This is a genomic window from Kitasatospora sp. NPDC002543, from assembly GCF_053594915.1.
In genome coordinates, this window is the sequence record NZ_JBSFWR010000114.1 from 1 (window position 1) to 25,393 (window position 25,393).

A 25,393-nucleotide genomic window follows, 5' to 3' on the forward strand; every position below is an offset into this window, starting at 1 on the left:
GGGCGGACCACCAGGTCGATGCCCCTGAGCACGTCGTGCGAGCCGGGGTAGGCGTACCGGACGCCGTGGACCTCGATCCGGTCGTCGGACGTGACCTGGTCGGCGCCCGTCTCGAACGCCCTGGCGGGCCGTTCCGCTACGCGGCGGTCTGCAGTTCCCGGACGGCGACGGTGTGCGCCACGGCCGGGGCCGCGTTGTCCTGCTCCGGCGTGAGGTGCGGGCGCAGCCGCAGCGCCAGGGCGACGATCAGCACCGTGGAGCCCGCCATGGCCGCCAGGTAGAGCGGCCAGGTGCCGGAGCCGACCAGCAGCACGCCGACGGCGGGGCCGACCGCGATCGCGATCTGCTTCACCAGGGAGTACCCGGCGTTGTAGGTGCCGAGCAGCCGGGCCGGGGCGAGGTCCGCGACGATCGGGCCCATGGTGGGCGCCAGCAGCGACTCGCCGACGCCGAAGAGGGCGTAGATCGAGACGATGGCGACCGTGGCGGCCATGGTCTCCGTCCGGATCAGGCCGGCCACCAGGGCCATCGCCCAGGCCGCCAACCAGACCACGCCGGCCGCGGCCATCGCGGTGGTGCGGCGGCGGCGCGCGGTGATCCGCACCATGAACATCTGGAGCACCACGATGGTCAGCGCGTTGGCGCCGATCGCGAAGCCCAGGGTGGAGGGCGCGGTGCCGACGGTGTCGGTGGCGAAGGCCGCGACACCGGACTCGAACTGGCCGTAGCAGGTGAAGAAGATCAGCCCGGCGAGGATGCTGAGCCGCACCATCGCCTTGTCGGCGAGCAGGGCGCGCAGGCCCGTCGGGCCGTCGGCCTTGCCGTGGACGGCCGTCAGCTGGACCTTGGGCATCCGGGCGGTGCCGGTGACCAGGGCGAGGCCGAGGAACGTCGCCGCCTCGATGGTGAACAGCCGGGTGAGGCTGGCCGGGTCGGACACGTTCACGATCTGCCCGCCGACCAGCGCACCGATGCCCATGCCCAGGTTGACCAGGGTGAACTGGAGCGCGAAGGCGTGCGAGCGGGTGGCGGCCGTGGAGCAGCGGACGATCATGGTGGCGAGCGCCGGCTGGCAGGTGGTGACACCCGCGCCGAACAGGAAGGAGGAGACCAGCAGGGCCGGGGTGCCGGTGGCGTGGCCGAAGGCGAACGCCCCGGTGGCGGCGAGCGCCGTACCGGCCAGCAGCACCGGGCGGGGGCCGTACCTGTCGATGCCGCGGCCGGTGAACGGGAGGACGGCGAGGGCCGCCAGGGCGAAGACGGTGAACACCATCCCGGCCGCCAGCGAACCCAGCCCGCGCACCTGGTCCACGTACACGAACATGTACGGCATCGTGAACCCGCTGCCGAACGCGCTGAGCGCGTTGCCGATCTGGACGCGGCGCAGCGGGCCGCCCGCTCCACGCCGCTGCTGCCTCTGCTGCTTCACCGTGCCGGTCACCGTGCACATCCCTTCCTGGTTTCAACTGGATACTCTTAAGTCCAGAAGATTTCAGAGCTAAAGTTTGACGAGATAAAGTCTTAGCACCGGAAGAGTGCGGAGTCAAAGGCTTAAGGAGTGCACAGTCGTGGGAGACTGGTCCGCATGACTACGGACAAGCCGCGGCCGGCTGCCGGCAAGCCCGCTCCGGCCACCCCCCTGGAGTTCGGCATCGCGGAGCAAGTGGCCCTCTACCAGCGGGAGTTCCCCACCGTCGACCCCCAGGTGGAGACCATCGTGCAGACCCTCAACCGGGTCTCCCGGCGGATGGGCGTCGCGTACGACCGCCAGCTGACTGTGCTCGGAATCACCTCCGCCGAGTGGGAGGTGCTCAAGGCCCTGGTGGTCGCCGGCAGCCCCTACCAGCTGGGGCCGGGCGAGCTGGCCAAGCGGCTCGGGCTCACCCCGGCGGCGATGACCCACCGGATCGACCGGATGGTGGCCGACGGCCTGGTCACCCGGGAGCGGGACGAGACCAACCGGGTGCGGGTGATCATCGAGCTGACCGAGTCCGGCCGGGACAAGTGGCTGGAGTCGATGCGGATGGCGGCGGTGTTCGAGGAGGAGCTGCTCCAGGACGTCGCGGGCGAGGACCGCTCCGCGCTCTCCGCGATGCTGGGCCGGATGCTGCGGCGGATCGAGGAGAGCCAGCCGGACGCGCTCGGGCGCACCGCCGACCTGGCGTAGCGCAGGCGGCCCGGAACGCGAACGGGTCCGGCCCGCCGGGAGGATGATCCTCCCGGCGGGCCGGACTCGTCACTTCGGGTGCCGCGGGGGTCCGTCAGGCCCCCCGGCGGTCGGGTCGGACGTCAGCAGGCGCCGTTGTCGGTCCAGACGCCCCACTGGCCGCTCTGGCTCGGGTCGTCGCCCTTGGTCCACCACTTGTTGGTGTAGTAGTGGCCCTTCCAGGAGACCTTGGTGCCGCCGGCCGCGTAGGTGGTGTTCGCGTCCCAGCTCGGGGCGGCCGGGCAGGAGGCCGGCGTGGTCGGGGTGCCGGTCGGCGTACCGGTCGGGGTGCCCGTGGGGGTGCCGGTCGGGGTGCCGGTCGGCGTACCGGTGGGGGTGCCGGTCGAGGTCGGGGTCGGGGTCGGCGTGCCGGTCGGCGGGGCCGGGCAGGCAGAGGCGGAGCCGTTGGTGGCGCTCACCATCTTGTCGAACAGGGCGGTCTTGGTGCCCAGGTCGTACAGCGAGAAGGCGAAGGCGCCGCCGAGGCCGTTGCAGTGCGCGTAGTCGAGCTTGGCCTGGATCGACTTGGCGTCCTCACCGCTCCAGAAGGTGTTGCCGTCGTAGAAGTACGTGGCCTGCGCCGCGTCGTCCCAGAAGGTCTTGGACGGGTTGTCGACGAAGCCCGCGAGCTCCTTGAACATCTGGATGCCGGGGACGTTGCCGGACATCGCCGCGCCGGCCGCCGGCTGGGTGGCCGGCTGGTACAGGCCGTGCTTGCCGTTGTCCTTCACGCCGGTCCAGCCGCGGTAGTAGAACGGCACACCCATGTTGATCTTGTTGGCGGGGAAGCCGCCGGGGATGCCGTACTCCTTGTCGCCGACCGTCCACGCCTTGATGGCGTTGTCGATCGAGTACTTGCCGTTGCCCGGCTTGGCCGGGGTCGACGGGTCGTCCGGGGTGGAGTAGAGCGCGGCCTGGTGGTTGGTCGGGCCCTGGGCGTCCCAACCGCCGTGCATGTCGTAGGTCATGACGTCGAGGAAGGTCAGGTACTGACCGATCTTGTCGGTCTCGACGTTCATGATCTTGTCCTGGCCGGCGCCGACCGCCGCCGCCAGGGCGTAGGTCTTCTTGTCGGCCACGCCCTGCGCGTCCAGCTGGGTGCGGAACTCCTTCAGCAGCGCGGTGAAGTTCTGCTTGTCCGCCGGGCTGGAGATGTTGCCGGTGTGGCCACCGCCGCCCGGGTACTCCCAGTCGATGTCGATGCCGTCGAAGACGCCGGCCGCCGAGCCCGGGCCGCCGAAGCCGGCGTCGTTGGGCAGGTTGCCCTTGATGAACATGTCGATGCAGGACGACACCAGGTGCTTGCGCGAGGCGTCCGTGGCCGAGGCCGGCGAGAAGTACTTGGAGTAGGTCCAACCACCGATCGAGAGCAGGACCTTGAGGTTGGGGTTCTTCGCCTTCAGCTTCTTCAGCTGGTTGAAGTTGCCCGCGATCGGCTGGTTCCAGACGTCGCCGACGCCGTCGACCGAGATGTCCGCGCCGAAGCTCTTCTGGTAGTCGGCGAACGCGTCCGCGGCGCCGTCACCCGCGTTGGGGTTGTTGTCGTTCGTGTCCGCGGCCTTGGTGGCCTCGAAACAGCCCAGGTCGGTCGGGTGGATGTTGGCGAAGTCGTAGATCAGGTAGTCCAGCTTCCCGGCGACGCCGGTGTCCTGGATCGTCTTGGGGTAGTACGCGTTCGCGTAGACCGACCACTGGTCGTAGTACGCGACCTTGATGCCGCCGCTGGTGGCGGGCGCACCGGTGGAGTTGGTGGTCGCGGCGTTGGCCGCGCCGCCGCCGGACAGCGCGAGGCCGGCGCCGAGCAGCAGGGAGGCGGTGGTGCCGGCCGCGATGGCGGCCATGCTCTTGGGGCGGCGTCGGCGGCCGCCCTGCGGAGCCGGGGTCCCGGCCCTTTCAATGCGTGAGCGCAGCATGGGTGCGTGACTCCTGGTTGTGGGGGTTCCCGTCGCCCCGGGGGCGCGCGTCCGGGGTGGGGCCGGACGACCGGGACATGACAGGCGTGGGTGGGGAATCGAGCGGATCAGGCCATGACGGACTACCGGGATGTGCCGAACCGGCGCCGACGGCGCGAGGCCGCCGACGCCGGTTCAGGGGCTCCCTGCACCTGGGCAATAAAAATGGACTAGACCAACTCACCCGTCAAGGGGTGCTGTTGGGCCTTGAGCCCCGCTTAAGGTTCCACGCCCGCGCTGAGCTGGGCGGCTGCGACCGGAGCCGGTGGCGGAGTCAGTAGCGGATGGCGTTGGCCACCTCGGCCTTGACCGTGCCGGACAGGTTCCGGTTGGCGTGCCCGGTGGCCTGGGCGCTCTGCCCGGCGGCCACGTCCTGGACGGTCACCGCCGTCGCGTCCACCACCTTGCCCGACTCGTCGGTGAAGTTCAGCTGGATCACGTACCGGTACGACTGCTGCCCGTGGTTGGTGACGGTCAGCGGCACCTGCGGCTTGCCGTCCGACCCGGTCGTCACCGCGCCGAGCGCGACGTCCCCCTTGGCGTCCAGCCCGCCCTTGACCCCGGCGACGGCCGAGGAGGCCGCCGACACCGCCGCCGAGGCCTGCGCCTCCGCCGAGGCGATCGCCGCGCCCGCCCCGCCGGCCACCGAGGCCAGCGCCGAGGCGGCCGAGGCCGCGGCGCTCGCGCCCTTCTTCACCTCGGCCGCCGCCGAGGAGGCCACGCTCTCAGCGCTCTTGCCGGAGGAGCAGCCCGCCAGCACCGCGGCGCCCGCCACCGCCACCGCCGACACCCAGGCCACCGCACGTCGTCGGCGCCGCACCACCGGTGCGTCCAGGTCCTGCGCGGTGGCCCTCGGCGGGGTCGGGAAGCTGGCGCGGGTGAGCGGCTGGCGGTCCATGCGGTCCCTCGTTTCCGGGTCGGCGCCGGGCTGCCCGGCACACCTCCCCGCCACCCTCCGAGGGCCCGCCGAGCGCCGCCAGCAGGGCTGCTGCCTCCGGGTGAACCGGCCCGCGGACGGCACCGGCCGCAGGTGGACCGGCCCGCGGACGGCACCGGCCCGCGGACGCCTCCGGGGCCGCCCGCACCGGCCCCGGAGGCGTCCGCTTCGCGGGCCCGGCTAGGAGAGCCCCGAGCCCTCCTGCGAGTCCGCCTCCACCGCCGCCCGCTCCTCGCGCAGCCGCACCACGTGCCGGCGCCGCGCGACCACGCCGTACGCCCCGGCGACACTCGCCACGAAGGACACCAGGCCGACCCACGGCCGGTCGAAGACGTGGCCGGTCAGGTGGTCCAGCGAGTACCGGCCGGCCCCGGCCAGGCCGATCGCCAGCCCGGTCGCACCGAGGAAGGCCGGGTACTCGTAGCCGCCGGACATGGCGAAGAAGCCGGCCGGCGCGTGCACCGACACCGCCCCCGCCATCGTCCCGGCCACCACCGCGCCGGCCGCCGGGGTGGCCAGCCCGGCCACCAGCAGCGCGCCGCCGCCCGCCTCGCCGAGGCCGGCCGCGAGCGCGCTCTCCCGGGCGGGGTGGAACCCCATCTGCTCCATGGCCTGGGTGGCGCCCTCCAGGCCGCCTCCCCCGAACCAGCCGAACAGCTTCTGGGTGCCGTGCGCGATCAGCACCCCGCCGACCGCGCTGCGCAGGGCCAGCAGGCCCAGGTCCTTACGGTTCGGGCACACGCTCATGTCGCATCCTCGCTTCCACGGCAAAGGGGCCCGCTCGGAGGCGGTCCTGCCTCCATAGCAACCGAGGGCGCCCGCCCCTTCGACTCGGGGCCGCCATCCGGGCGAATCCGCCCCCGACCAGGAATGAACCGCACGGGGGACGAACCGCACGGGGACGAACCGCACGGGAAGGAACCGCGCGGGGAGGACACACGGGAGAGATGCACGCCACGCCCGGCCGCGGGGCGTGGCGGACCGACCGCCCGGGGGCCCGCGGTCATGCTGGGGCCCATGTTCGTCTTCAACCTGGGCAGTGCCTTCATCACCTTCTTCGCCGTGGTCGGCCCGCCGAAGACCCTGCTGGCCTTCGCCCGGCTGGCCGGGACCCGGAGCAATCTGGAGCTGCGCCGGCTGGCGGCGCTGAGCACGGCCATCTCCGCGGTGATCGGGCTGGTGCTCGGCTTCGGGGCGGACGAGCTGACCACCCTGTTCCACATCAGCGACCAGTCCCTCCAGCTCGCGGGCGGGGCGATCTTCTTCGTGTACGCCGTCGCGCTGGTCTTCGGCGTCCACCTCGGCTCGGACGGCGAGGAGGACGACCACCTGGCGAACCCGCTGGTGGACGGCATCCGCGAACTGCTGCTGCCGTACATCGCCAGCCCACTGGCCATCACGGCCGTCCTGGTCGCCTCGCTCAACCAGGACAACTGGGGCTGGAAGGCCGCCGTCTCCGGGGCGTACGTCGCCGTCGCGGTGATCAACTACCTCTGCGTGGCGGTGCTCGCGCCGCTGATGCGCCGCACCCACCGCACCTCGCTGGAGGTGCTCTCCCGGCTGCTCGGGCTGCTGCTGGCGGCGGTCGGCGTCGAGCTGTTCCTGGAGGGCCTGGCCGGGCTCGGGGTGCACCTGCCGGCGGCGCACTGAGCCGCCGGCACGGAGCCTCGGCAGCGAGCCGCGGGCCGCGGGCCCGGCGCCCGTCGGCCGGCCGGCACCCGGCCGGCCCCGGTCAGGGCGCCGAGAGGACGGCCAGCACCTCGCCGATCCGCTCGCGCACCAGCGGGTCGGCGACCAGGCCGTCCGGGCCGACCGCGCCGCGCTCCAGCGGAAGCCGGACGCAGGCCCCCTCCCGGACCGCCGCGCCGGTGTAGCCGAGGACGGTGCGCAGGGTGGCCTCGGCCCCCAGGCCGCGGCCCGGTCCCGCGGCGTTGATCCAGCCGGTCGGCTTGTCCGAGATCTCGACCCCGCCGACCGTCCAGTCCAGCAGGTTCTTGAAGGCGCCCGGCAGCGTCCCGGCGTACTCGGGGGTGCAGACCAGCAGGGCGTCGGCCGCCTCGATGGCGGCCCGCAGCGCGGCCACCGGTTCCGGCAGCGGATCGGTGTCGTGGTCCGGGTTGAAGTGCGGCAGCCCGGCCAGCCCGTCGTAGTACGCGGTCCGCAGGCTCGGGGTGGCGGCCGCCACCGCGGCCGCGGTCCGCAGCACGGTCTCGTTGACGGAACCGGCCCGCAGGCTCCCCGGCAGCAGCAGGATGTGGCGCTCGTTCGGCATGCCGGGCAACCTACTCCCTGACGTCCGCGTCAACGCCAGGCGGCGCCCGGGCGGGCGCTCAGCGCGGCACCACCGGCCGCCAGGGCACCGGGCTGGAGAGGATCATCGAGCTGGCCGGCTGGCCGTAGCCGCCGAGCCGGTCGCACACCGCCTCGAACTCGGCCATCGTCGAGACCGCGACCAGCAGCACGCAGCACGCCCCGCCGGTGACCCGGTGCAGCTGGATCACCTCCGGCCAGGTCGGCACCTCCGGGTCGCGCAGCACGCAGCGCGGGCCGTAGCACTGGATCTGGACCAGCGCGGTGATCGGCAGCCCGGCCCGGGTGAGGTCCACGTGGGCGTGGTAACCGCTGATCACGCCCTCGGACTCCAGCCGCCGGACCCGTTCGGCCACCGCGGGTGCGGACAGGCTCACCCGGCGGGAGAGTTCGTTGTAGGAGAGCCGGGCGTCGGCCTGGAGCTCGGCGAGCAGACGGCGGTCGACGGCGTCCAAGGCGACCTCCCGGTGGTCGGGATCAAGGGTTTTCCATTCGCAAGGCGAATCGGCCGAACACCTTGCGAACGAAAGCTCCGAAGGCGGTTGCGATGCCCGCCGACCATTCAAGCGGGAGGCACCCCCGCCGCACAATGGGCACCCGGTGGAACCCGGCAGTCCGGCTGGTCACCGCACCGGGCGACGGGGCCCGGAGGATCAGGAGGTATCGGGATGGGGCACGACACGGTGGAGAAGCCCAACCTGTCGTTCGGTCGGGGCGGGGCGCCGGCCCGGGGCACCCCCTACGCCCGGTACGCGCGCCTGGAGGAACTGCACGGCCTGCAGCACCCGCTCAGCGAGGAACCGGCCGAGCTGTCGTTCATCGTCACCACCCAGGTGATGGAGCTGCTGTTCGACCTGCTGCGGCACGAGTGGACGCTGGCCCGGCAGGCGCTGCGCGAGGACGACCTGACCGCCGCGCTGGCCGCGCTGCGCCGGAGCACCCACGCGCAGGACGTGCTGGTGGAGTCCTGGGACCTGCTGGCCACCATGACCCCGCGCGAGTTCAACTCCTTCCGCTCGCTGTTCGGTGAGGCCTCCGGCTTCCAGTCCGCCGCCTTCCTGCAGCTGGAGTTCCTGCTCGGCAACAAGAACGCCGCGCTGCTGAAGATGTACGACGGGATGCCCGACACCCAGGCCGAGCTGACCGAGGCGCTGCGCTCCCCCGGCCTGTACGACGAGGCCCTGGAGCTCCTGGCGCGCCGCGGCCTGGCCCCGCACCGGTCGCCCTCCGAGCAGCGCTACCAACCGTCCGCGGAGGTCGAGGCGGCCTGGCGGCGGGTCTACACCGAACCGGAGCCGGCCGACCTCCAGCCGCTCGGCGAGGCCCTGCTGGACGTGGCCGAGCGGGTCACCCGGTGGCGCCAGCGCCACCTCTCCACGGTCAAGCGGACCATGGGCGGCAAGCCGGGATCGGGCGGCTCCAGCGGGCTGGCCTGGCTGCGGAAGTCGGCCGAGCAGGACGTGTTCCCGGAGCTGTGGACGATCCGGGACGGCCTGTGACGGGCACACCCCGGACGGGCCCGGACACCACGGGCACCGGCACGGGCACAACGGGCAGGACGGGCCCGGGCACGACCGGCACGGGCAGGACGGGCACGACCGCCCCGGGGACGACCGGGGCGGGACGGACCGCGCACACGGAGGACGAGGGAGGGACGGGCATGACCACGCGCGAGGACTGCGCGGCGCTGGACGCCGCCGACCCGCTGGCGGCGTTCCGCGAGGAGTTCGCGCTGCCGGACGGGGTGATCTACCTGGACGGCAACTCGCTGGGCGCGCTGCCGGTGCGCACGCCCGAGCGGGTGCGCCGGGTGGTCGAGGAGGAGTGGGGCCGGGAGCTGATCCGCAGCTGGAACGACGCCGGCTGGTTCGAGCAGCCGTACCGGCTGGGCCGGCGGATCGCGCCGCTGGTCGGTGCCGGACCGGCGGAAGTGGTCGTCTGCGACACCACCTCGGTCAACCTGTTCAAGGTGCTGTCGGCCGCGCTGCGGCTGCGCCCGGACCGGCGCACGGTGCTCGGCGACGCCGAAGCCTTCCCGACCGACCTGTACATCGCCGAGGGCGTGACCGGCCTGGTCGAGGGCGCGCGCAGCGCGCTGATCCGCCCCGAGGAGCTGGACCGGCACCTGGACGGGGACGTCGCCGCGGTCGTCCTCTCGCACGTGGACTACCGCACCGGCGAGCTGCTGGACATGCCGGGGATCACCGCCCGGGTGCAGGCCGCGGGTGCCCTGATGATCTGGGACGTGTGCCACTCGGTGGGCGCGCTGCCGGTCGGACTCGGCGCCGCCGGCGCGGACTTCGCGGTCGGCTGCACCTACAAGTACCTGAACGGCGGCCCCGGCTCGCCGGCCTTCCTGTACGTCGCCGAGCGGCACCTGGCGGCCGGCCCGCTCCAGCCGCTGAGCGGCTGGTTCGGCCACGCCCGGCCGTTCGCCTTCGAGCCCGGGTACGACCCGAAGCCGGGCATCGGCCGGTTCCTGACCAGCTCGCCCTCGCTGCTCGGCCAGGCCGCCCTCGGCGCCTCCCTGGACATCTGGGAGCGGGTCGACCCGGCGGCCGTACGGGCGAAGAGCCTGGCGCTGACCGACCTGTTCGTCGCGCTGACCGAGGGGCTGGACGGCGTCGAGGTGGTGACCCCGCGCGAGCACGGCCGGCGGGGCAGCCAGGTCGCGCTGCGGCACGCCGACGGCTACCCGGTGGTGCAGGCGCTGATCGAGCGCGGGGTGATCGGCGACTTCCGCGCACCGGACCTGATGCGCTTCGGCTTCACCCCGCTCTACCTGTCGTACACCGAAGTCTGGGACGCGGCCCGGCAGCTGGCCGAGGTGCTGGAGAGCGGCGAGTGGCGGGCGGAGCGCTTCTCCCGCCGGGGCGAGGTGACGTAGCCGGGAGTCGGGGGCGGGAACCTCGTCACGGCGGCCGTCGTGACGAAGCTCATGCCCGCGCCGAGTTCGACCGCCGTCGTCCCCGGGGAAGCTCCGACTGACGGAACGTCACATCGCGTCGCACCACGGGGAGGTCGTGCGTGAACCTCGAACTCGGCCCGCTCAAGCCCGAACCGGCCCCGCTGCTCCTGGGCCTGGCCCTGTTCCTCCTGCTGCTGTGGGCGCTCGGCCGCCACCTGCTCCCCCGGATCGAACGGGTGCGGTCGGACCGCTGGGAGGCCACCGAGGGCCGCGCCGAACGCGCGGAGGCCCTCCTCGCCGAGGCCGAGGAGACCCGGCGCGCCCGGCTGCGGGAGCTGGCCGAGGCCCGGCACGAGGCGGCCCGGATCCGGGAGGAGTACGCCGAGCGCGGCGCGGCGGCGATGGCCGCGGCCCGCGCGGAGGGCATCCGCACCCGGGAGGCCCTGGTCGCCACCGGCCGCGCCCGGATCGCCGCCGACCGGGCCGAGGCGGCCCGCCTGCTGCGCCGGGACGTCGGCGAGCTGGCCGTCGACCTGGCGGGCCGGGTGATCGGCGAGCCGGTGCACGCGGTGGCCGCCCGGCGGCGCACGGTGGAGCGCTTCTTCGAGACGAACTGACCGGCCCCGAGCGCCGGTTCGCCACCACCGTCAGTCCGCCGCCACCGTCAGTCCGCCGTCACCGTCAGCTCCTCGACCAGCGCACGGTAGACCTCGAAGGCCGGCTTGGGCGTGTAGTCGTCGCGCATCAGACCGAAGTGCGGGAACAGCCCGGCGCCCGCGCTGTCCGCGTCGCGCAGCGCGAAGAACGCGTAACCGGTGACGTTGAGTTCGGCGGCCAGGCCGGCCACCGCCCGGACCACCTCCGCCACCACCTCGGCCTGCCGCTCCTCGCTCCGGCCGGGACCGGTGGGCCAGCCGTTCTCGCAGATCCGCACCGGAACACCCGGTCCGATCCCGGCCCGGGGCAGCGAGTCCCGGCGGAAGCCGGTGAGCACCGCCCTTACCGCGTCGACAAGTTGGCCCGACGGGACGGGACGGAAGACGTCCGGGAAGAAGTCCAGGCCGACGTAGTCCAGGGCGCGGTGGAAGCGTTCGTCGGCGAGCCGGCCGAGTTCGGGCCAGAAGGTGTCCGCGGGGTCGAAGGTGGGCACCGCGTTGAAGCCGACGGCCAGTCGGTCGAATCCGTGGGCCAGTGCCTCCTCCTTGGCCGCGACCACCCCTTCGACCAGCGCCCGGCGGACGTTCGGGATGCCGCCGTCCACCGGCGGGAGGTCGAGGTTGGGCTCCTCGCAGATCTGGATGCGGGCGAGGCGGTGCCCCTCCGTCCGGACCGTCCGCCGGACGAAGTCCAGCCAGCCCGCCAACTCCCCGCCGCGCTCCCGGTACTGGACCACCAGGTCGAGCCGGCGCCCCTCGACGGCGTACTGCTCGGGCCGCTCGGGGGTGTGCTCGCCGCCCGGGTGGGAGCGGTAGGCGCGGACCAGGAACTCCGCCGCGCCGCCCTGGAGTTCGCGCAGGGCGGCGGTGATCCTGGCCGGGTCGTCGGGGCGGACGGGCGCGACCACGGCGGTGTCGTCGCCCACCAGCCCGCCGGGGTAGATGCCGAAGGTGAAGGTCATGGAGCCACCGTAGCCGATATTTTTGGAGTCACATCAATTTTGCAGCGACTCCAAGCCCGAGGGGTAGAATCCGGCCATGGGACTTCGCGAACTCAAGAAGCAGCAGACCCGGGAACTGCTCTCCGACACGGCCATGGGCCTGTTCGCCGAGCGCGGCTTCGACCGGGTCACGGTGGTCGAGGTGGCCCGGGCCGCCGGGGTCTCGCCGAACACCGTCTTCAACTACTTCCCGACCAAGGAGGACCTGTTCTTCGACCGGCAGGAGGAGGTGGTGGCCCACCTCGCCGAGGTGGTCCGGCGACGCCCCGCGGGCCGTTCCGCCGTGGCCGCCGTCCGCGCCGACCTGCTGGCGGCCTTCGCGAGCGGAGAGCCCACGGTCGGGCTGAACCCGGGGATCGCGGCGTTCTGGCGGATCGTCGAGGACAGCGCCGCCCTGCGGGCCCGGCTGCTGGAGCTCGGCGAACGGGCCGAGGCGGCGCTCGCGGCCGCCCTCGCCGAGGAGTCCGGAGCCGCGCCGGACGACCCGCTCCCCCGGATCGTCGCCGGAGCGGTCGCGGGGGCCCACCGGGCGGTGCTCGGCGAGATCCGGCGGGCCATGGTGGCCGGGGAGCCGGCCGAGGAGGTCCGGGCCCGGGCCGAGGCGGCGGTGGAGCGGGCCTTCGGCCTGCTCTCCTCCGGCCTGGCCGACTACCCGGCCGGACGGTAGCCGTCGGACGGTAGCCGTCGGACGGCAGCCGGCCACGGCCGGGCGTCGGCGCATCGGGCAGGCACTTCGGGCGTGGACGGAAACGGCGCAGGCCGCCCGAGTCCTGTCGACTCGGGCGGCCTGCGCCGCTGTTGGACCGCTCAGCCGATCGGCCGGTCAGTCCCGGGGGCCGCGAGGCCGTACGGCTCGTACGGGGCCTCGCACCGCCCGTACGGGCCGTCAGCTGTGACGGCCGCGGCGGCGACGGGCGGCCAGCACGGCCAGACCGCCGAGGCCGAGCAGGCCGACGCCCGCCACGCCGTAGACCACCGGGCCGTTGCCCGCGCCGGTGGAGGGCAGCTCACCGCCGCCACCGGGGTGGTGGCTGGTCGGCTCCTTGGTCGGGTGGTGGCTGGTCGGGCCCGGGCCGGCGCTCGTCGTCGTGGCCGTGGCGGACGGCGAGGTCGGCGTGGGCGAGGTCGGCGTCGGGGACGTCGGGGACGGGGACGTCGGGCTCGGCGAGGTCGGCGACGGCGAAGTGGGGGACGGAGAGGTCGGGGACGGGGACGTCGGGGACGGGGACGTCGGTGAGGGCGACGGCGTCGGCGAGGTCGGTGACGGGCTGGGCGTCACCGCGCAGTCCGGCAGGTCGCCGTCGAACGGGTAGCTGTGGATCTCGTAGCCGCCGGTGCCGGTGTGGATCAGGTTGCCCGCGAGGTAGACCCGGCCGTTCATGCCCGGCTGGGCGATGGTCGTCGTACCGCCCGGGTTGCCGGCCATGACCGAGCCCTGGAACTGGGCGCTGCCGAGGAGCTGCGCCGAGGTCGCGGTCGGGAAGTTGTACATGAGCTTGGAGCGCATGTCGGTGGTCTGGTCCCCGGCCAGGCCGGTGCCGGTGTAGGTGTTGATGATCGGGCTGTCCCCGAGCATGTTCACCACGACGGTGGCGCCGGCCGGGATGTTGTTGAAGACCAGGCCGATCTGCCCGCCGGTGGGCGAGGCGAGGTTCTGGGTGACGTTGAAGACCTGCTTCATGCTGGTCCCGTCACCCGTGAAGGTCGCCTCGCTGGCGGTGACGGCGACGGTGCCGGTCGCGGCGGCCCGGCCGACGCAGTCGGAGACCTCCTCGATCTGGGTCAGCACCGTCTGGTAGGGCGCGGCGGCGTTCGGGTCCTGGATCGACTGACCGGTGGGGTCGATGTTCACGGTGCCGGTGACGGTGCCCGCGTGGCGCAGGTTGCCGAAGGCCGGGCCCCGCGAGTCGCTTCCGCCGATCAGGATGCTGTTGCCGGCCACGACGTCGACGTTGCCGCCGGTGGTCACGAAGTCGCTGCCGTTCGGCGGCACGACGCGCGAACCGACGCCGACGACGCCCATGTTGTAGATGCCGCCGCCGTTCTTGTCGACGGTCAGGTTCCCCAGCGCGACGATCTTGCCCTCGGCCTCCGCGGCCCGGCCGTTCACGGTGTAGTTGCCGCCGGTGAAGACGTTGATGGAGGCGTCCCGGCCGGGGAAGTCGCCGTTGTTGGGCGGCGGCCAGGTGCTCGGGCAGTCCGGCCCGGAGCACGCTCCCAGCGGCGGGGCCAGCGGCGCGGCCGAACCGACCGTCAGCACCGCTGCCAGTGGCAGCACCGTGACGGCGGTCGCCACCGCGACCCGGACGGCCCGGCCCCTGCGCGGGGCCGGAGTTCTCACGGCGGTCGTTCTGTGATCCGGCGAACCGGTGGCCTGACCCATCGACAATTCCTCCGTGCATGAGAAAAAGGCAGGCCGGGGCGACCTGCCACGTTCCGTGCGATCTGCTGGTGATCCCACAGATCCGGGATATCCAATATCAAAACGGACTATTCGCACCCTATAGAGCCTCAGATCGGATCCGAAATTCACACGTACGGAGCAGCGGCCCCCTGGGCCGGTCGGCCGAGCGGACGCCGGCGGACGACCGGGGCTCGAGGCCGCCGGGGCTCGGGGCAGGCTCTAGGTTGGGAGGCATGACCACCGAGGCCCAGGAACAGAGCGCACCGCTCGTCGCCGTCGCGTCCGCCGACGCCGTGCTGCGGCACCCCGACGCGGGCGAGCACCTGCTGACCGCCATGGAGCGGGAGCGCGCCGCGCGCTTCCGGCACGACTCCGGGCGGATCGACTTCACCGCCGGCCACCTCCTGGTCCGGCTCTGCGCCGCCCGGCTGCTCGACGTCCCGGTCGCCGGCCTCGCCCTCGCCCAGCAGTGCCCGGACTGCGGGCTCGCCGACCACGGCAAGCCCTACCTGCCGGACCACCCCGGGGTGCACGTGACCCTCTCCCACACCCGGGGCGTGGTCGCGGCCGGCGCCGGGTTCCAGCCGGTCGGGGTGGACGTCGAGCTGTCCGCCCGGGGTGGCTCGCTGCGGTCGGTCGCCCGCCGGGTGCTCGCCCCGGCCGAGCTCGCGCTGGTCGAGGCCGACCCGCGGCCGGAGCAGGCGTTCCTGCGGCTCTGGGTGCGCAAGGAGTCGCTGATCAAGATCGGGCGGGCCACCCTGGACACCCTCGGCCGGGTCGACCTCTCCGCGCTGCCGCTGTCCGTCCCGCCCGGCGCACCGCTGCGCGGCCGGTACGAGGACCTCCACCTGCTCGACTGGACCGATCCCGAACAGGGCGCGGCCGTCGCGGCCGTCAGTACCGCGCCGCCCCGGATCGTGGAGCTCACGGCGGCGGACTGAGCCCCGGGCCGTCGGGTCGGGCGCCGGGGCCGACGGGTCGGACCCCGGGCCGTCGGGTCGGGCGCCGGGGCCGACGGGGCGGGGACGGCCGGGCCGGGCACCGTTCCGACCCGGCGCCGGAGCCGGGAGTCCAGCGCCCACCCGAGCGGTGGGCCGGTGAATAAGCGGTGTTAGCGTGCCTGGTCGTGGGCACGCCGAACGCGCGCGCCCGCCGACCAGCTCCCCACCGGATCCCAAAGGGTGCCCCGCCATGGCCAAGTTCCTGCTGAGCCTGCACGTCCTCGTCTCGGTCCTGTTCATAGGCCCGGTCGCGGTGGCCGTCAGCATGTTCCCGCGCCGGGCGAAGGCCGCGCTGGCCGACGGTCCGGACCGGGCCTCCGACGCCGGGGTGCTGCGCGTGCTGCACCGGATCACCCAGGTCTACGCGCTGCTCGGGGTCGCGGTGCCGGTGCTGGGCATCGGCCTGGCCCAGGTGATGGACGTGCTCGGGCAGTCCTGGGTGATCGTCTCGATGGTGCTGACCGCGATCGCCGCGCTCGCGCTGCTGCTCTTCGTGCTGCCCGGCCAGCAGGCCGCCGTGGACGCGCTCGAACTCGACCCGGCCGACGAGCAGCGCGCCAAGGCCGTCAACGGCCTGAAGCTGCTGCCGATGACCGCCGGGGTGTTCAACCTGCTGTGGGCCGTGGTCGTGGTGCTCATGGTCATCCGCCCGGGGTCGAGCACCGGCGTCTGAGCCGCCGCGCGCCTCGTCGGCCGATCCCGGCCGCCCCCTCCCGCCGACCGGACTCGTTCGAGTACCGTCCTGGGCCATGACGATCATGGCGGGCATGGGCAGCCCGACGGGAACCGGCGTCGGCCCGCTGCTGCGCGGCTGGCGGGAACGACGACAGCTCAGCCAGCTGCAACTGGCGCTGCGGGCGGACTCCTCGACCCGCCACCTCAGCTTCGTCGAGAACGGCCGCTCCCGGCCGAGCCGGGACCTGGTGCTGCGGCTGGCCGAGCAGCTGGACGTCCCGGTGCGCGAGCGCAACACCCTGCTGCTGGCCGCCGGCTACGCCCCGCACTACCCCGAGACGCCGCTGGACGATCCGTCGATGGCCGCGCTGCGGGGCGGTCTGGAGCGGCTGCTGGCCGCCCACGACCCGTACCCGGCCGTGGTGGTCGACGGCTCCTTCCGGGTGCTCGCGGCCAACCGCTCGCTCGGACTGCTCGTGCACGGCGTCGCCCCGCACCTGCTGGAGCCGCCGTTCAACGCGATCCGGGTCACCCTGCACCCGGACGGGCTGGCGCCGCGCATCGTCAACCTGCGGCAGTGGCGGCACCACCTGCTGGAACGGATGGAACGGCAGCTGGAGCTGGTCCGCGCCGAGCCGCTGCGCCGGCTGTACGAGGAGGTCCGCGGCTACCCCGAGCCGGCCGAGGACCCGGTGGACGGGGCCGCCGCGGGCGGACCGGGCGCGAGCGGACCGGGCGGGCCGGGCGGGCCGGGCGTCGACGGATTCCCGTTCGCCCTGCCGATGCGGATCCGGCAGGAGGGGCGGGTGCTCACCTTCCTCTCCACCATCGCGACCTTCAACACGCCGCTGGACGTCACCGTCTCCGAACTGGCCCTGGAGACCTTCCTGCCGGCCGACGGGGAGACGGTGCGCTTCCTCCAGGAGGCCGTCGGCCCGGAGCGTTAGGGCAGCTCCCGGGCCCGCCGCCGCAGGGCGGTGAACTGGAGGGCGGCGAACAGCGCCACCGCCGCGGCCTGCGCCGGGATCCAGACGGACCCGGCGGTGGTCGGCTCCAGCCACAGCTCCATCGCGACCAGGCTGAGCACCACCCAGGCCAGGTTGAGGTCGATCACCGCCCGCACCAGGGACACCGGCGGCCGTCGGCGGGCGGCCAGCGCGCCGACCGCGAGCGCGTACCCGAGGAGGAGGAGCCCGACCTCGGCCACGGTGCCGCGGCCGGCGCCGAGCAGCTCGCCGAGCGGGCCGGAGAGGGCCAGGTAGGCCAGGCCGTTGCCACCGGTGACCAGGGCGTCCAGGGCGAGGGAGCCGCGCACCGTCCACGGCGAGAAGGCGGAGCCGGGCCGGGCGGGCGTGAGGGGGTTCGCGTGGGCGGACATGACGGATCGCCTCCTGTCGAGGGGGTGGGAGCCCGGGGCCGTGGCGGCCTCACCGGGTGCCACCACCCTGCCCGGTGGGGCGGCGGGCGTCGATTACCCCGCGGGTAAGGCGCCGCCGGCAGGCCCGTCACGGCCGCCGGGGCGGCCGGCGGAGCAGCACGCCCGCGCGCTTCACCGCGCGGGCGGTGATGGTGGTCTCGGCCCGGGCCGCACCGAGCGGGCCGAGGGTGTCGGTGAGGAAGCGGTACAGCTCGCCGTGGTCCGGGCAGAACACCGTGGCCAGCAGGTTGGTGGGGCCGCTGGTCGCGAACACCCCGTGCACCCGCGGGTGGCGGGCCAGCGCCGCGCCCACCTCGGCGATCCGGCCGGGCGGCACGTCCACCCAGAGGTTGGCGTCCACGGCCATGCCGAGCAGCCGCGGGTCCACGGTGGCGTGGGTGCGCAGCAGCCCGGCCCCGTCCAGCCGGTGCAGCCGCCGGCGCACCGTGGACTCGGGCGCGCCGACGGCCGCGGCCAGCGCGGCGTGGGACTGCCGGGCGTCCTCGGCGAGCCGCGCCAGCAGGGCGCGGTCGAGGCCGTCCAGCGGCGGGGGCGCGGCGGGGCGGGCGGGCGCGGGCCCGGCGAGCGCGGCCGCCTCCTCCTCGGTCAGGTACCCGGCCCGCCACTGCCCGGCGTCGGCGAAGGCGTGCAGCACGGCGTGGGTGGTGGTCTCGGTGACGGCGCCGGTCGCGGGCAGCCGGCCGTACAGCAGCCGGTCGCGGGAGCCGGCGTCGGTGAGCATCACGGCGCCGACCTCGTGGCCGCCGAGCATCACGTCGACGAACGGCACGTCGGAGCGGTCGGCGAGGGCCTGCGCGATGGTGTCCACCCGGCCGCTCAGCACCCGCACGCGCAGCAGCAGCGCGCCCACGGCGGCGTCCTCGACGTCCGGCAGCCGGACCACCCGCAGCACCCCGGCCTGCCGCATCCGGCCCAGTCGGCGGGTGACCGTCCGGGCGGAGACGCCCAGCACCTCGGCGATCCGGCCGGGCTCGGCCCGCCCGTCCACCTGGAGGGCGCACACCAGACGGCGGTCGAGGGTGTCCAGCACGGTGTCCGGATCGGCGGTGGAGAGGTCCATGGTGTCCGATCTCCGCCGTTCCGGCGGCTTCCGCGTCCTGTTCGGCAGCCATGACGGTACTCCTTGTCCCGGGCGGGCCGGAGCGGACACCGGCCCGGAGCGAGGAACCGAGGAAGGGTCACCGTGACGATCGGGACGAACGGGCCGATGAACGGGCCGGCGAACGGGCTGCCGGGCGAGCCGGTGGACGAGCTGTGGACGCTGGCGGAGGGCGTGGAGGCCGCGGTGCGCGAGGTCGGGGCGGAGCTGGCGGCACGCCGCCGAGCCGACCCCGTCACGGCGCGGACCGTCGAGGAGGCGGCGGCCCGCTTCGCCGAACTGGACGGCCCGGCGGCCGCCGCGCTGCGGGAGCGGCTGACGGCGCTGCGCCCCCGGGCCGGCTGGGTGCCCGAGGAGTCGGACGGTCCGGTGCCCGCCGAGGGCGAGTGGTGGCTGTGCGACGCGACCGACGGCGCGGTGCAGTACCTGCTGGGGCAGCCGCACTGGGCGGTGACGGCCACGCTGGTGCGGGACGGCGCGGCGGTGCTGGCCGTGGTGCACGCCCCGGAGCAGGACGGCCGGACCTACCGGGCGGTGCTCGGCGGCGGCGCCGAGCTGGACGGGCGCCCGATCGCGCCGCTGGAAAGGGAGTTGGCCGCCACCGTCGCCGCCACCAGCCAGCCGCCCCGGGTGGCCGCCGACCCGGTGGCGCTGCGCCGGGCGGGCGAGTCGCTGTCCGCGATGGCCGGGGCCGTCCTGGCGGTGCGCAACCTCGGCCCGACCGCGCTCCAGGTGGCCCAGGTCGGCTCCGGACACCTGGCGCTGTTCTGGGAGTACGGCCTCGACGCGGGCAACCTGCTGCCCGGCGCGCTGATCGCGCGCGAGGCGGGCGCGGTGGTGACGGACGCCGCCGGGTCGGCCTGGACGGCCGGCTCCGACGGCTTCCTCGCCGCCGCGCCCGGGCTGCACGCACGGGCGCTGGAGGTGCTGCGGACGGTGCGGTGATCAGCCTTCGGCGCCGCCGGAACCCTCGGTGCCGCCAGGCCCGTTCGGCGGCGCGATGCCGAAGAGGGCGGCCGCGTTGTCGTGGCAGACCGCCCGCAGCCACTCATCCCCCAGCCCCAGCCCGGCCGGCGACTCCAGCTGGTGGATGTACCGGTAGGGGATGTTGGGGAAGTCGCTGCCGAGCAGGATCCGCTCCCGCAGCCCCCGCAGGCGCGGCAGTTCGTCGCGCGGGAACGGGTCGTCGGCCTCGACGAAGTCGGTGAACGCGATGGTGGTGTCCAGCCGGACGGCCGGGTGGCGCTCGGCCAGGTCGAGGAAGTCGCGGTAGTCGGGCAGCCCGAGGTGGGCGACCACCACGACCAGCCCGGGGTGCCGCTCCAGCACCGCGCCGATCGGCCCGGAGCCGGTGAACTTGCCCGGGACCGGCCCGGATCCGCAGTGGGTGACCACCGGGGTGCCGGTCTCGGCGAGCAGCCCCAGGGGCGGTTCACCAGCGGGCCGGCCGCGTCGAAGTACGCCCACACCTTGTCGAGGACGTTCTTCGGCATGCCGGGCCCCTCCTGCCCGATGGCGGGCAAGGAGGGAGGGTGTGCACGTCGATCAGCCCGGGCAGGCCGAGCTCCCGCCAGAACTCCCGTACGCCGGCGGCTTCCTGGTCGCTCATGCGGGCACCGGCAGGGCGCGGTCGACGATCGCCCCGGTGTCGGTGCCGGCCGGCAGGGTGCCGAAGGCCGCGCCGTGGTCGCCGCCCAGCCGGCTCGCGCAGAACGCGTCCGCCACCGCCGGGCTGCCGTACCGGACCAGCAGCGAGCCCTGGAAGGCCAGCGCCATCGACTCGACCAGCCGGCGGGTGCGGTACTCCAGGTCCGCCCGGTCGGTCAGTTCCTTGCGCAGGGCGGCGACGGCCGCGTCCAGCCGGCGGTCCGCGCCCGCGGCGGCGTCGAGTTCGCCGAGGAAGGCCTCGACACTCTCCGGGCGCCTGGCCATGGCGCGCAGCGCGTCCAGGGCGGCGACGTTGCCGGAGCCCTCCCAGATCGACACCAGCGGTGCCTCCCGGTAGAGCCGGGGCATCCCGGACTCCTCCACGTAGCCGTTGCCGCCCAGGCACTCCAGCGCCTCGGCGGCGTGCGCCGGACCGCGCTTGCACACCCAGTACTTGGCCACCGCCAGGCCCAGCCGCCGGACCAGCGCCTCGTTGCCGTCCCCGGCCAGGGCCAGGTCGGTCGCCCGGGCGAGCCGCATGGCGACGATCGTGGCCGCCTCGGACTCCACCACCAGGTCGGCGAGCACGTTGCGCATCAGCGGCTGGTCCACCAGCGCCTTGCCGAACGCCCGCCGGTGCAGGGCGTGGTGGACGGCCCGGGTGGCACCGAGGCGCATGCCCGAGGCCGCGCCGATGGTGCAGTCCAGGCGGGTCATGTTGACCATCTCGATGATGGTCCGGACGCCCTGGCCCTCCTCGCCGACCAGCCGGCCGACGGCGCCGTCGTACTCCAGCTCGGCGGAGGCGTTGGACTTGTTGCCGAGCTTGTCCTTGAGCCGCATCAGCTGCAGGCGGTTGCGACTGCCGTCCGGCAGGACCCTCGGCAGCACGAAGCAGCTGAGGCCGCCCGGGGCCTGGGCGAGCGTCAGGAAGAGGTCGGACATCGGCGCCGAGGTGAACCACTTGTGGCCGGTGAGCCGGTAGGTGCCGTCGGCGTGCGGGGTGGCGGTGGTGGTGTTGGTTCGGACGTCCGAGCCGCCCTGTTTCTCGGTCATCGACATGCCGGCGATCAGGCCGCGCTTGGAGTGCGGCTCGCGCAGCCCGAAGTCGTACTCCCGCGCGGCCAGCAGCGGCTCCAGCTCGGCGGCCAGGGCCGGGGTGGCGCGCAGCGCCGGGACGGCGGCGTAGGTCATCGAGACCGGGCAGGTGTGGCCGGCCTCGACCTGGCCCCAGACGTAGAACTTGGCGGCGCGGGCGGAGTGGGCGCCCGGGCGTCCGTCGCGCCAGGGCGCGGCGTGCAGGCCGTACGAGACGGCGGTGCCCATCAGCTCGTGCCAGGCCGGGTGGAACTCGACCTCGTCGACGCGGTGGCCGAAGCGGTCGTGGGTGCGCAGCACCGGCGGGTTCTCGTTGGCGAGCCGGCCCCACTCGGCGGCCTGCTCGGACCCGGCCAGCCGGCCCAGCTCGCGCAGCTCGGGCTCGGCCCAGCCGGCGTCGGCGCGTCGGAGGGCGGCGAGCAGGGTGGGGTCGGCGGCGGTGTCGTGTCCGTACGGCAGGGGCACCTGGTTGGTGACCTCATGCGTCGCTGTCATCGCGTCCTCCCAGGGCACGCAGGGTGAAGGAGACCAGGGCGGGGACCACCGCCGTGGTGTTGTGGCCGTCTTCGGCCGGCGCGGCGGCGGCCTGTGCGGTTCCGGCCTGTGCGGTTCCGGCCGGTACGGTTCCGGCCGGTACGGTTCCGGCCTGTGCGGCGGCCGGCGGTGCGGCGGCGAGCGGGCCGGCCAGCGCCTCGCCGACCGCGCCGACCAGGGCGGCGGCGGTCAGCACCGGGTCCTGCTCGGGCAGTTCGCCGCTCGCCACGGCGGCGGCGATCTCGGTGGCGATCACGTCCCGGAACGCCCGCCGGAACACCAGGCGCTCCTCGTCCACGACCGCGTCGGCCGGTTCGACCAGCAGCGCGTACGCGAGTCGGGGCGCGCGCAGGGCCCGGTCGGCGAAGGTCTCCACCACGGCGGCGATCCGCTGCCGCGGGGTGGAGCGGAGGGCGACGGCGGCGTTGACCGCGTCGATCTCGTGCGTGACCACCCGGCGGAACAGCTGCACCGACAGCTCGGCCTTGCCGGAGAAGTGCTGGTAGAGGCTTCCGGTGGCGATCCCGGCGCGGTCCGCCACGGCGGCCATGGTGCAGCCGCCGTAGCCGCGCTCGGCGAGCAGGCCGACCGCGGACTGGAGCACCGCCTCGCGCTGGGCGTCGAGGCGGGCTTGTACGGCGGGCGTGCGTCGGTAGGCCATGGAAGCATTGAAGCACCGATTCACTGCTTCGGGCAGAGGGTGGCGGCCACCCCCTCGGTCACCCCCTCGACCACCCCTTCGACCACCCGGCCCCGGGTCAGCCCTGGGCGCCGGAGGAGGTCACCGCCTCGGCCAGGCTCCGCCAGAGTTCGGCGGCGAGATCGGACATGCCGACCCCCTCCGCCTCGCCCGCCAGTTCGCGCAGCCGCCCGGCACCCCGCTGCCCGCCGAAGTGCATGTCCAGCCGGGCGCGCAGCGCCTCCAGCCGCACCTGGTCGCGGTAGGAGAGCCGCTGCTCGCCGGACCAGGCCTGCTCGCAGAGCTCCCGCGCGTCGGCCATCCGGTCCTGGTGGAAGGCCAGCTGGGCCTGGAGGAAGACGAACTCCTGGCGGTTGCGGGAGCTGCCGATCAGCTCCAGCGCGGGCGCCAGCACGTGCAGCAGCGACTCGGCGAACTCCTTGCGCGGCGGCTGCGCCTGCAGCGCCAGCGAGGCCGCGGCCAGCCGGACCCGCATCCACAGCGCCAGGTCGTCCCGGCTGTCGAGGGCGAGCATGGCCCGCTCCAGCAGGTCGAAGGCCCGCCCGTAGTCCCCCTGACGGGTGGCGACCGTCGCGGCCGTCCAGAAGGCCTCGGCCGCCAGCGCACCGGTGGCGCCCTCCAGCGCCACCAGCACCTGCTCGGTCAGCCGGGCGGCCTCGGCGAGGTCGCCCAGTTCGGCCTCCACCGAGATCAGCAGCAGCCTGCCCCGCGCCAGGTCGGCGGCCGGGTCGCGGACGTGGTGGTGCTCGCCGAGCGACAGCGCCTCGCGCGCCGCCTGCCGGGCCACCGCCGACTCGCCCAGGTTGCGGGTGCACCGGGCGAACCGCAGCCGGGCGTGCACCTGGAGCACGGTGAGGCTGAGCTCGTCGCTGAGCCGCACCAGTTCGGCCAGCACCGCGCGCTCCTCCTGGTACTCACCCAGGGCGTTGTGCAGGTGGGCCAGCTGGGCCAGGGCGTGCCAGCGGGTGCTCGGCTCGACCGCGCCGGCCTCGGCCAGCGCGGCGACCAGCAGCGCGCGGACCTCGGCGGTGCCCTCCTGCGCCGAGCGCAGCAGTACGCACGCCAGCGCCTCCGTCAGGTCGCACCCGGCGGTCTCGTCGAAGGCCTCCGGCGGCACGTCCAGCCGCTCGGCCAGATAGGCCACCACCCGCTCGGTCGGCGGCCGCGCCCCGGACTCCAGGCGCGACAGATAGGTAGGAGACATGCCCGGACCGGTGAGGTCCGCCTGGGACCGCTCCTGCTGCCGTCTCAACTGCCGGAGACGGCGGCCGAACTCAGGCTGCTGCAACACCTGACTGTCACCTCCTGTCGGGGAGCCGCTCACGGCGACCGGGAACTGCGTCGGCCGCGGCGCGGGGGGCGTCCCGACGATCCGGGACGCGGACGGTGATCGCCGCCCGCGCCCCGACACCAACGAACAGTTCATATACTGGCAAGCTTTGCCGCCTTGAGGCAACACCGCCCGTCATGCGGCCGCTTCGGCAGGGACGTCGCCGGTCACCTGCCGGGCGTGGCTCACGGCCAGTCGATGTTCCCCTCGACGGTCGCCACCCCCGTCGACACCGATGCGCCGACGGTCGACACCGCGGCCGGGCGGGCGGCCCCCGCCACCCCGAGACTCGCCCCCGTGGCGCACAGCACCGCGAGCACCAAGACTGCCAACACCGCAGCCAGCGTGTTCTTCATGTTCGGTCCCCGTTCTTCAAGCAGACGTTCGGACGCCCGGCCCGGGTGAGGGCAGGCGCGGTCGCGGACGGAGCGGCGCCCGGGTCAGGGGTCGTGCCGTTCCTCGCGTCCCGGTGATGGACCGTAGCCATCGATCCGGGGGCTTGGCAACCGTTGACACAATTTGGCAATTCTTTCTACTGTGAGTCTCAGGACACTGATACGGGGGAGACGATCGTGGACACCAAGCACCTGACAACCTTCCTGGCGGTAGCCGAGCACAGCAGCATCACCAAGGCCGCCGACACCCTCCGGCTCTCCCAACCCACCGTCACCGCGCGGATCAAGAAATTAGAGGGCGCGCTCGGCGCCGACCTGTTCCGGCGCGGTGGCAACGGCACGTCGCTCACCGGCGCGGGACGTCGGCTCTGGCACTACGCCCACCACATCGTGCGGCTCACCGAGAGCGCCCAGCAGGCGATCGCCTGCCCCGACCAGGCCCGCGAGCGGAACCTCGCGGTGCGCGCCGACCCGGCGCTGCTGAGCCACCGGCTGCTGCCCCTGGTCGAGTACATGCACCTGCGCCACCCCACCACCACGCTCGACCTGAAGGGCCTGGACGAGGAGCCGACCGAGGTGGTGCGCAAGGGCGAGGCCGACTGCGTCTACTTCATCGGCCCGCCGGCCCACTCCGAGCTGGAGTCCGCGCTGCTCTGCCCCGAACCCGCCGTGCTGGTCACCGCGCCCGGCCGCCGCCTGACCCGGGCCGGCCTGGGGTTCGGCACCCTGCGCGGGGCCACGGTCCTGTGCACCCACCGGCGCGACAGCCTCCAGGAGCTCTTCGAACAGGCCCTGCGGAACACCAACGGCACCGTCCCCCGCGTGCTCTCCCTGGGCACCCTGGACGCCGTCAAGCGCGGCGTGGCGGAGGGCCTGGGGGTCGCCCTGCTGCCGCGGATCGCGGTGGACGCCGAACTCGCCGACGGCCGGCTGCGCGGGATGGACTGGCAGCCGCCGTTCCAGGTCTTCTCCCAGGTCGCCTGGCGGGCCGGGCTGCGCGGCGACCCGGGCTTCCAACTGCTGCTGAGCGCCTCGCTCCAGGTGACCGCGGAGCAGGCGGCCTGGCGCACCGCCTCCTGAGGCTCCGCCCCGGGCCGCCTCC

Annotated in this window: 25 protein-coding genes and 1 pseudogene; 11 read left to right on the forward strand and 15 right to left on the reverse strand. The window is 74.2% G+C overall.

The features are described 5' to 3' along the window. Positions 1-136 precede the first annotated feature (136 nt). On the reverse strand, positions 137-1,441 hold the full coding sequence (locus ACWD4P_RS32525; protein WP_359821375.1) for an MFS transporter: 1,305 nt from the start codon (positions 1,439-1,441) through the stop codon (positions 137-139). Positions 1,442-1,585: 144 nt separating this feature from the next. Here ACWD4P_RS32525 and ACWD4P_RS32530 point away from each other — a divergent pair, with 144 nt between their 5' ends. Further along, on the forward strand, positions 1,586-2,167 hold the full coding sequence (locus tag ACWD4P_RS32530) for a MarR family winged helix-turn-helix transcriptional regulator (protein ID WP_359821372.1): 582 nt from the start codon (positions 1,586-1,588) through the stop codon (positions 2,165-2,167). Between the two features lie 122 nt (positions 2,168-2,289). Here ACWD4P_RS32530 and ACWD4P_RS32535 read toward each other — a convergent pair whose 3' ends face one another. The 3 genes from ACWD4P_RS32535 to ACWD4P_RS32545 all read right to left on the reverse strand — a co-directional run bounded on the left by ACWD4P_RS32535 (position 2,290) and on the right by ACWD4P_RS32545 (position 5,842). Further along, on the reverse strand, positions 2,290-4,119 hold the full coding sequence (locus tag ACWD4P_RS32535; RefSeq protein WP_359821370.1) for a glycosyl hydrolase family 18 protein: 1,830 nt from the start codon (positions 4,117-4,119) through the stop codon (positions 2,290-2,292). A gap of 313 nt (positions 4,120-4,432) precedes the next feature. Beyond that, complete coding sequence (locus tag ACWD4P_RS32540) at positions 4,433-5,056, reverse strand: FxLYD domain-containing protein (protein ID WP_359821368.1); 624 nt, start codon at positions 5,054-5,056, stop codon at positions 4,433-4,435. A 219-nt stretch (positions 5,057-5,275) separates the two neighbouring features. Beyond that, positions 5,276-5,842: a DoxX family protein gene (locus ACWD4P_RS32545; RefSeq protein WP_359821366.1), complete on the reverse strand. Its 567-nt coding sequence runs from the start codon at positions 5,840-5,842 to the stop codon at positions 5,276-5,278. 270 nt (positions 5,843-6,112) lie between these two features. Between ACWD4P_RS32545 and ACWD4P_RS32550 the strand changes: the two genes are divergently transcribed. Continuing rightward, on the forward strand, positions 6,113-6,745 hold the full coding sequence (locus ACWD4P_RS32550; protein WP_359821364.1) for a MarC family protein: 633 nt from the start codon (positions 6,113-6,115) through the stop codon (positions 6,743-6,745). 82 nt (positions 6,746-6,827) lie between these two features. Here ACWD4P_RS32550 and ACWD4P_RS32555 read toward each other — a convergent pair whose 3' ends face one another. Together ACWD4P_RS32555 and ACWD4P_RS32560 are read right to left on the reverse strand one after the other, a co-directional pair. Beyond that, positions 6,828-7,367 (reverse strand): NADPH-dependent FMN reductase, encoded by a 540-nt coding sequence (locus tag ACWD4P_RS32555; protein ID WP_449782121.1) that lies wholly within the window; start codon positions 7,365-7,367, stop codon positions 6,828-6,830. A gap of 58 nt (positions 7,368-7,425) precedes the next feature. Beyond that, entirely contained in the window at positions 7,426-7,860 is a 435-nt protein-coding gene (locus ACWD4P_RS32560; protein ID WP_359821360.1) for an Lrp/AsnC family transcriptional regulator, read from the reverse strand. A gap of 213 nt (positions 7,861-8,073) precedes the next feature. On the opposite strand from ACWD4P_RS32560, the gene ACWD4P_RS32565 reads away from it, so the two are divergent. The 3 genes from ACWD4P_RS32565 (at position 8,074) to ACWD4P_RS32575 (ending at position 10,930) form a co-directional block, all read left to right on the forward strand. Then, a complete protein-coding gene (locus ACWD4P_RS32565; protein WP_359821357.1) occupies positions 8,074-8,904 on the forward strand; it encodes a tryptophan 2,3-dioxygenase in 831 nt (276 codons plus the stop codon). A 161-nt stretch (positions 8,905-9,065) separates the two neighbouring features. After that, on the forward strand, positions 9,066-10,292 hold the full coding sequence (kynU, locus tag ACWD4P_RS32570) for a kynureninase (protein ID WP_359821354.1): 1,227 nt from the start codon (positions 9,066-9,068) through the stop codon (positions 10,290-10,292). 140 nt (positions 10,293-10,432) lie between these two features. Beyond that, on the forward strand, positions 10,433-10,930 hold the full coding sequence (locus ACWD4P_RS32575; RefSeq protein ID WP_449782122.1) for a F0F1 ATP synthase subunit B family protein: 498 nt from the start codon (positions 10,433-10,435) through the stop codon (positions 10,928-10,930). Positions 10,931-10,977: 47 nt separating this feature from the next. Here the strand turns inward: ACWD4P_RS32575 and ACWD4P_RS32580 are convergent, their stop codons facing one another. Beyond that, positions 10,978-11,931 (reverse strand): hypothetical protein, encoded by a 954-nt coding sequence (locus ACWD4P_RS32580; protein WP_449782123.1) that lies wholly within the window; start codon positions 11,929-11,931, stop codon positions 10,978-10,980. A 76-nt stretch (positions 11,932-12,007) separates the two neighbouring features. Between ACWD4P_RS32580 and ACWD4P_RS32585 the strand changes: the two genes are divergently transcribed. Then, complete coding sequence (locus tag ACWD4P_RS32585) at positions 12,008-12,637, forward strand: TetR/AcrR family transcriptional regulator (RefSeq protein WP_449782124.1); 630 nt, start codon at positions 12,008-12,010, stop codon at positions 12,635-12,637. Between the two features lie 219 nt (positions 12,638-12,856). Here the strand turns inward: ACWD4P_RS32585 and ACWD4P_RS32590 are convergent, their stop codons facing one another. After that, on the reverse strand, positions 12,857-14,311 hold the full coding sequence (locus ACWD4P_RS32590) for a choice-of-anchor A family protein (RefSeq protein ID WP_449782125.1): 1,455 nt from the start codon (positions 14,309-14,311) through the stop codon (positions 12,857-12,859). A gap of 296 nt (positions 14,312-14,607) precedes the next feature. Between ACWD4P_RS32590 and ACWD4P_RS32595 the strand changes: the two genes are divergently transcribed. The 3 genes from ACWD4P_RS32595 (at position 14,608) to ACWD4P_RS32605 (ending at position 16,997) form a co-directional block, all read left to right on the forward strand. Beyond that, positions 14,608-15,315 carry a 4'-phosphopantetheinyl transferase family protein gene (locus ACWD4P_RS32595; protein ID WP_449782126.1) on the forward strand — a complete coding sequence of 236 codons (708 nt, stop codon included), beginning with the start codon at positions 14,608-14,610 and terminating at the stop codon, positions 15,313-15,315. 250 nt (positions 15,316-15,565) lie between these two features. After that, entirely contained in the window at positions 15,566-16,048 is a 483-nt protein-coding gene (locus tag ACWD4P_RS32600; RefSeq protein ID WP_359828121.1) for a DUF2269 family protein, read from the forward strand. A 76-nt stretch (positions 16,049-16,124) separates the two neighbouring features. Then, entirely contained in the window at positions 16,125-16,997 is an 873-nt protein-coding gene (locus tag ACWD4P_RS32605) for a helix-turn-helix domain-containing protein (RefSeq protein WP_449782127.1), read from the forward strand. Here ACWD4P_RS32605 and ACWD4P_RS32610 read toward each other — a convergent pair. Beyond that, complete coding sequence (locus ACWD4P_RS32610) at positions 16,994-17,428, reverse strand: hypothetical protein (RefSeq protein ID WP_449782128.1); 435 nt, start codon at positions 17,426-17,428, stop codon at positions 16,994-16,996. The two genes, ACWD4P_RS32605 and ACWD4P_RS32610, sit on opposite strands and share 4 nt — an antisense overlap. A gap of 127 nt (positions 17,429-17,555) precedes the next feature. Beyond that, positions 17,556-18,548 carry an Lrp/AsnC family transcriptional regulator gene (locus ACWD4P_RS32615; protein ID WP_449782129.1) on the reverse strand — a complete coding sequence of 331 codons (993 nt, stop codon included), beginning with the start codon at positions 18,546-18,548 and terminating at the stop codon, positions 17,556-17,558. Between the two features lie 123 nt (positions 18,549-18,671). On the opposite strand from ACWD4P_RS32615, the gene ACWD4P_RS32620 reads away from it, so the two are divergent. Further along, positions 18,672-19,532 (forward strand): inositol monophosphatase family protein, encoded by an 861-nt coding sequence (locus ACWD4P_RS32620; RefSeq protein ID WP_449782130.1) that lies wholly within the window; start codon positions 18,672-18,674, stop codon positions 19,530-19,532. On the opposite strand, the pseudogene ACWD4P_RS32625 reads toward ACWD4P_RS32620, so the two are convergent. The 5 genes and pseudogenes from ACWD4P_RS32625 to ACWD4P_RS32645 form a co-directional block, all read right to left on the reverse strand. Then, a pseudogene (locus ACWD4P_RS32625) lies at positions 19,533-20,012 on the reverse strand (amidohydrolase family protein); the annotation flags it as partial. It lies immediately after the preceding gene. Between the two features lie 180 nt (positions 20,013-20,192). Further along, the gene (locus ACWD4P_RS32630) at positions 20,193-21,827 is read right to left on the reverse strand and encodes an acyl-CoA dehydrogenase family protein (protein WP_359828130.1); all 1,635 of its coding nucleotides are present in this window, start codon (positions 21,825-21,827) and stop codon (positions 20,193-20,195) included. Then, the gene (locus ACWD4P_RS32635; RefSeq protein ID WP_449782131.1) at positions 21,811-22,527 is read right to left on the reverse strand and encodes a TetR/AcrR family transcriptional regulator; all 717 of its coding nucleotides are present in this window, start codon (positions 22,525-22,527) and stop codon (positions 21,811-21,813) included. The genes ACWD4P_RS32630 and ACWD4P_RS32635 overlap by 17 nt, the downstream gene beginning before the upstream one ends. A 97-nt stretch (positions 22,528-22,624) precedes the next feature. Further along, positions 22,625-23,857, reverse strand: a complete 1,233-nt coding sequence (locus tag ACWD4P_RS32640) for a helix-turn-helix domain-containing protein (RefSeq protein ID WP_449782132.1) — start codon at positions 23,855-23,857, stop codon at positions 22,625-22,627. A 224-nt stretch (positions 23,858-24,081) separates the two neighbouring features. Then, the gene (locus tag ACWD4P_RS32645) at positions 24,082-24,252 is read right to left on the reverse strand and encodes a hypothetical protein (protein ID WP_449782133.1); all 171 of its coding nucleotides are present in this window, start codon (positions 24,250-24,252) and stop codon (positions 24,082-24,084) included. Between the two features lie 216 nt (positions 24,253-24,468). Here ACWD4P_RS32645 and ACWD4P_RS32650 point away from each other — a divergent pair, with 216 nt between their 5' ends. Beyond that, the gene (locus tag ACWD4P_RS32650) at positions 24,469-25,371 is read left to right on the forward strand and encodes a LysR family transcriptional regulator (protein WP_359828135.1); all 903 of its coding nucleotides are present in this window, start codon (positions 24,469-24,471) and stop codon (positions 25,369-25,371) included. Positions 25,372-25,393: the final 22 nt, after the last annotated feature.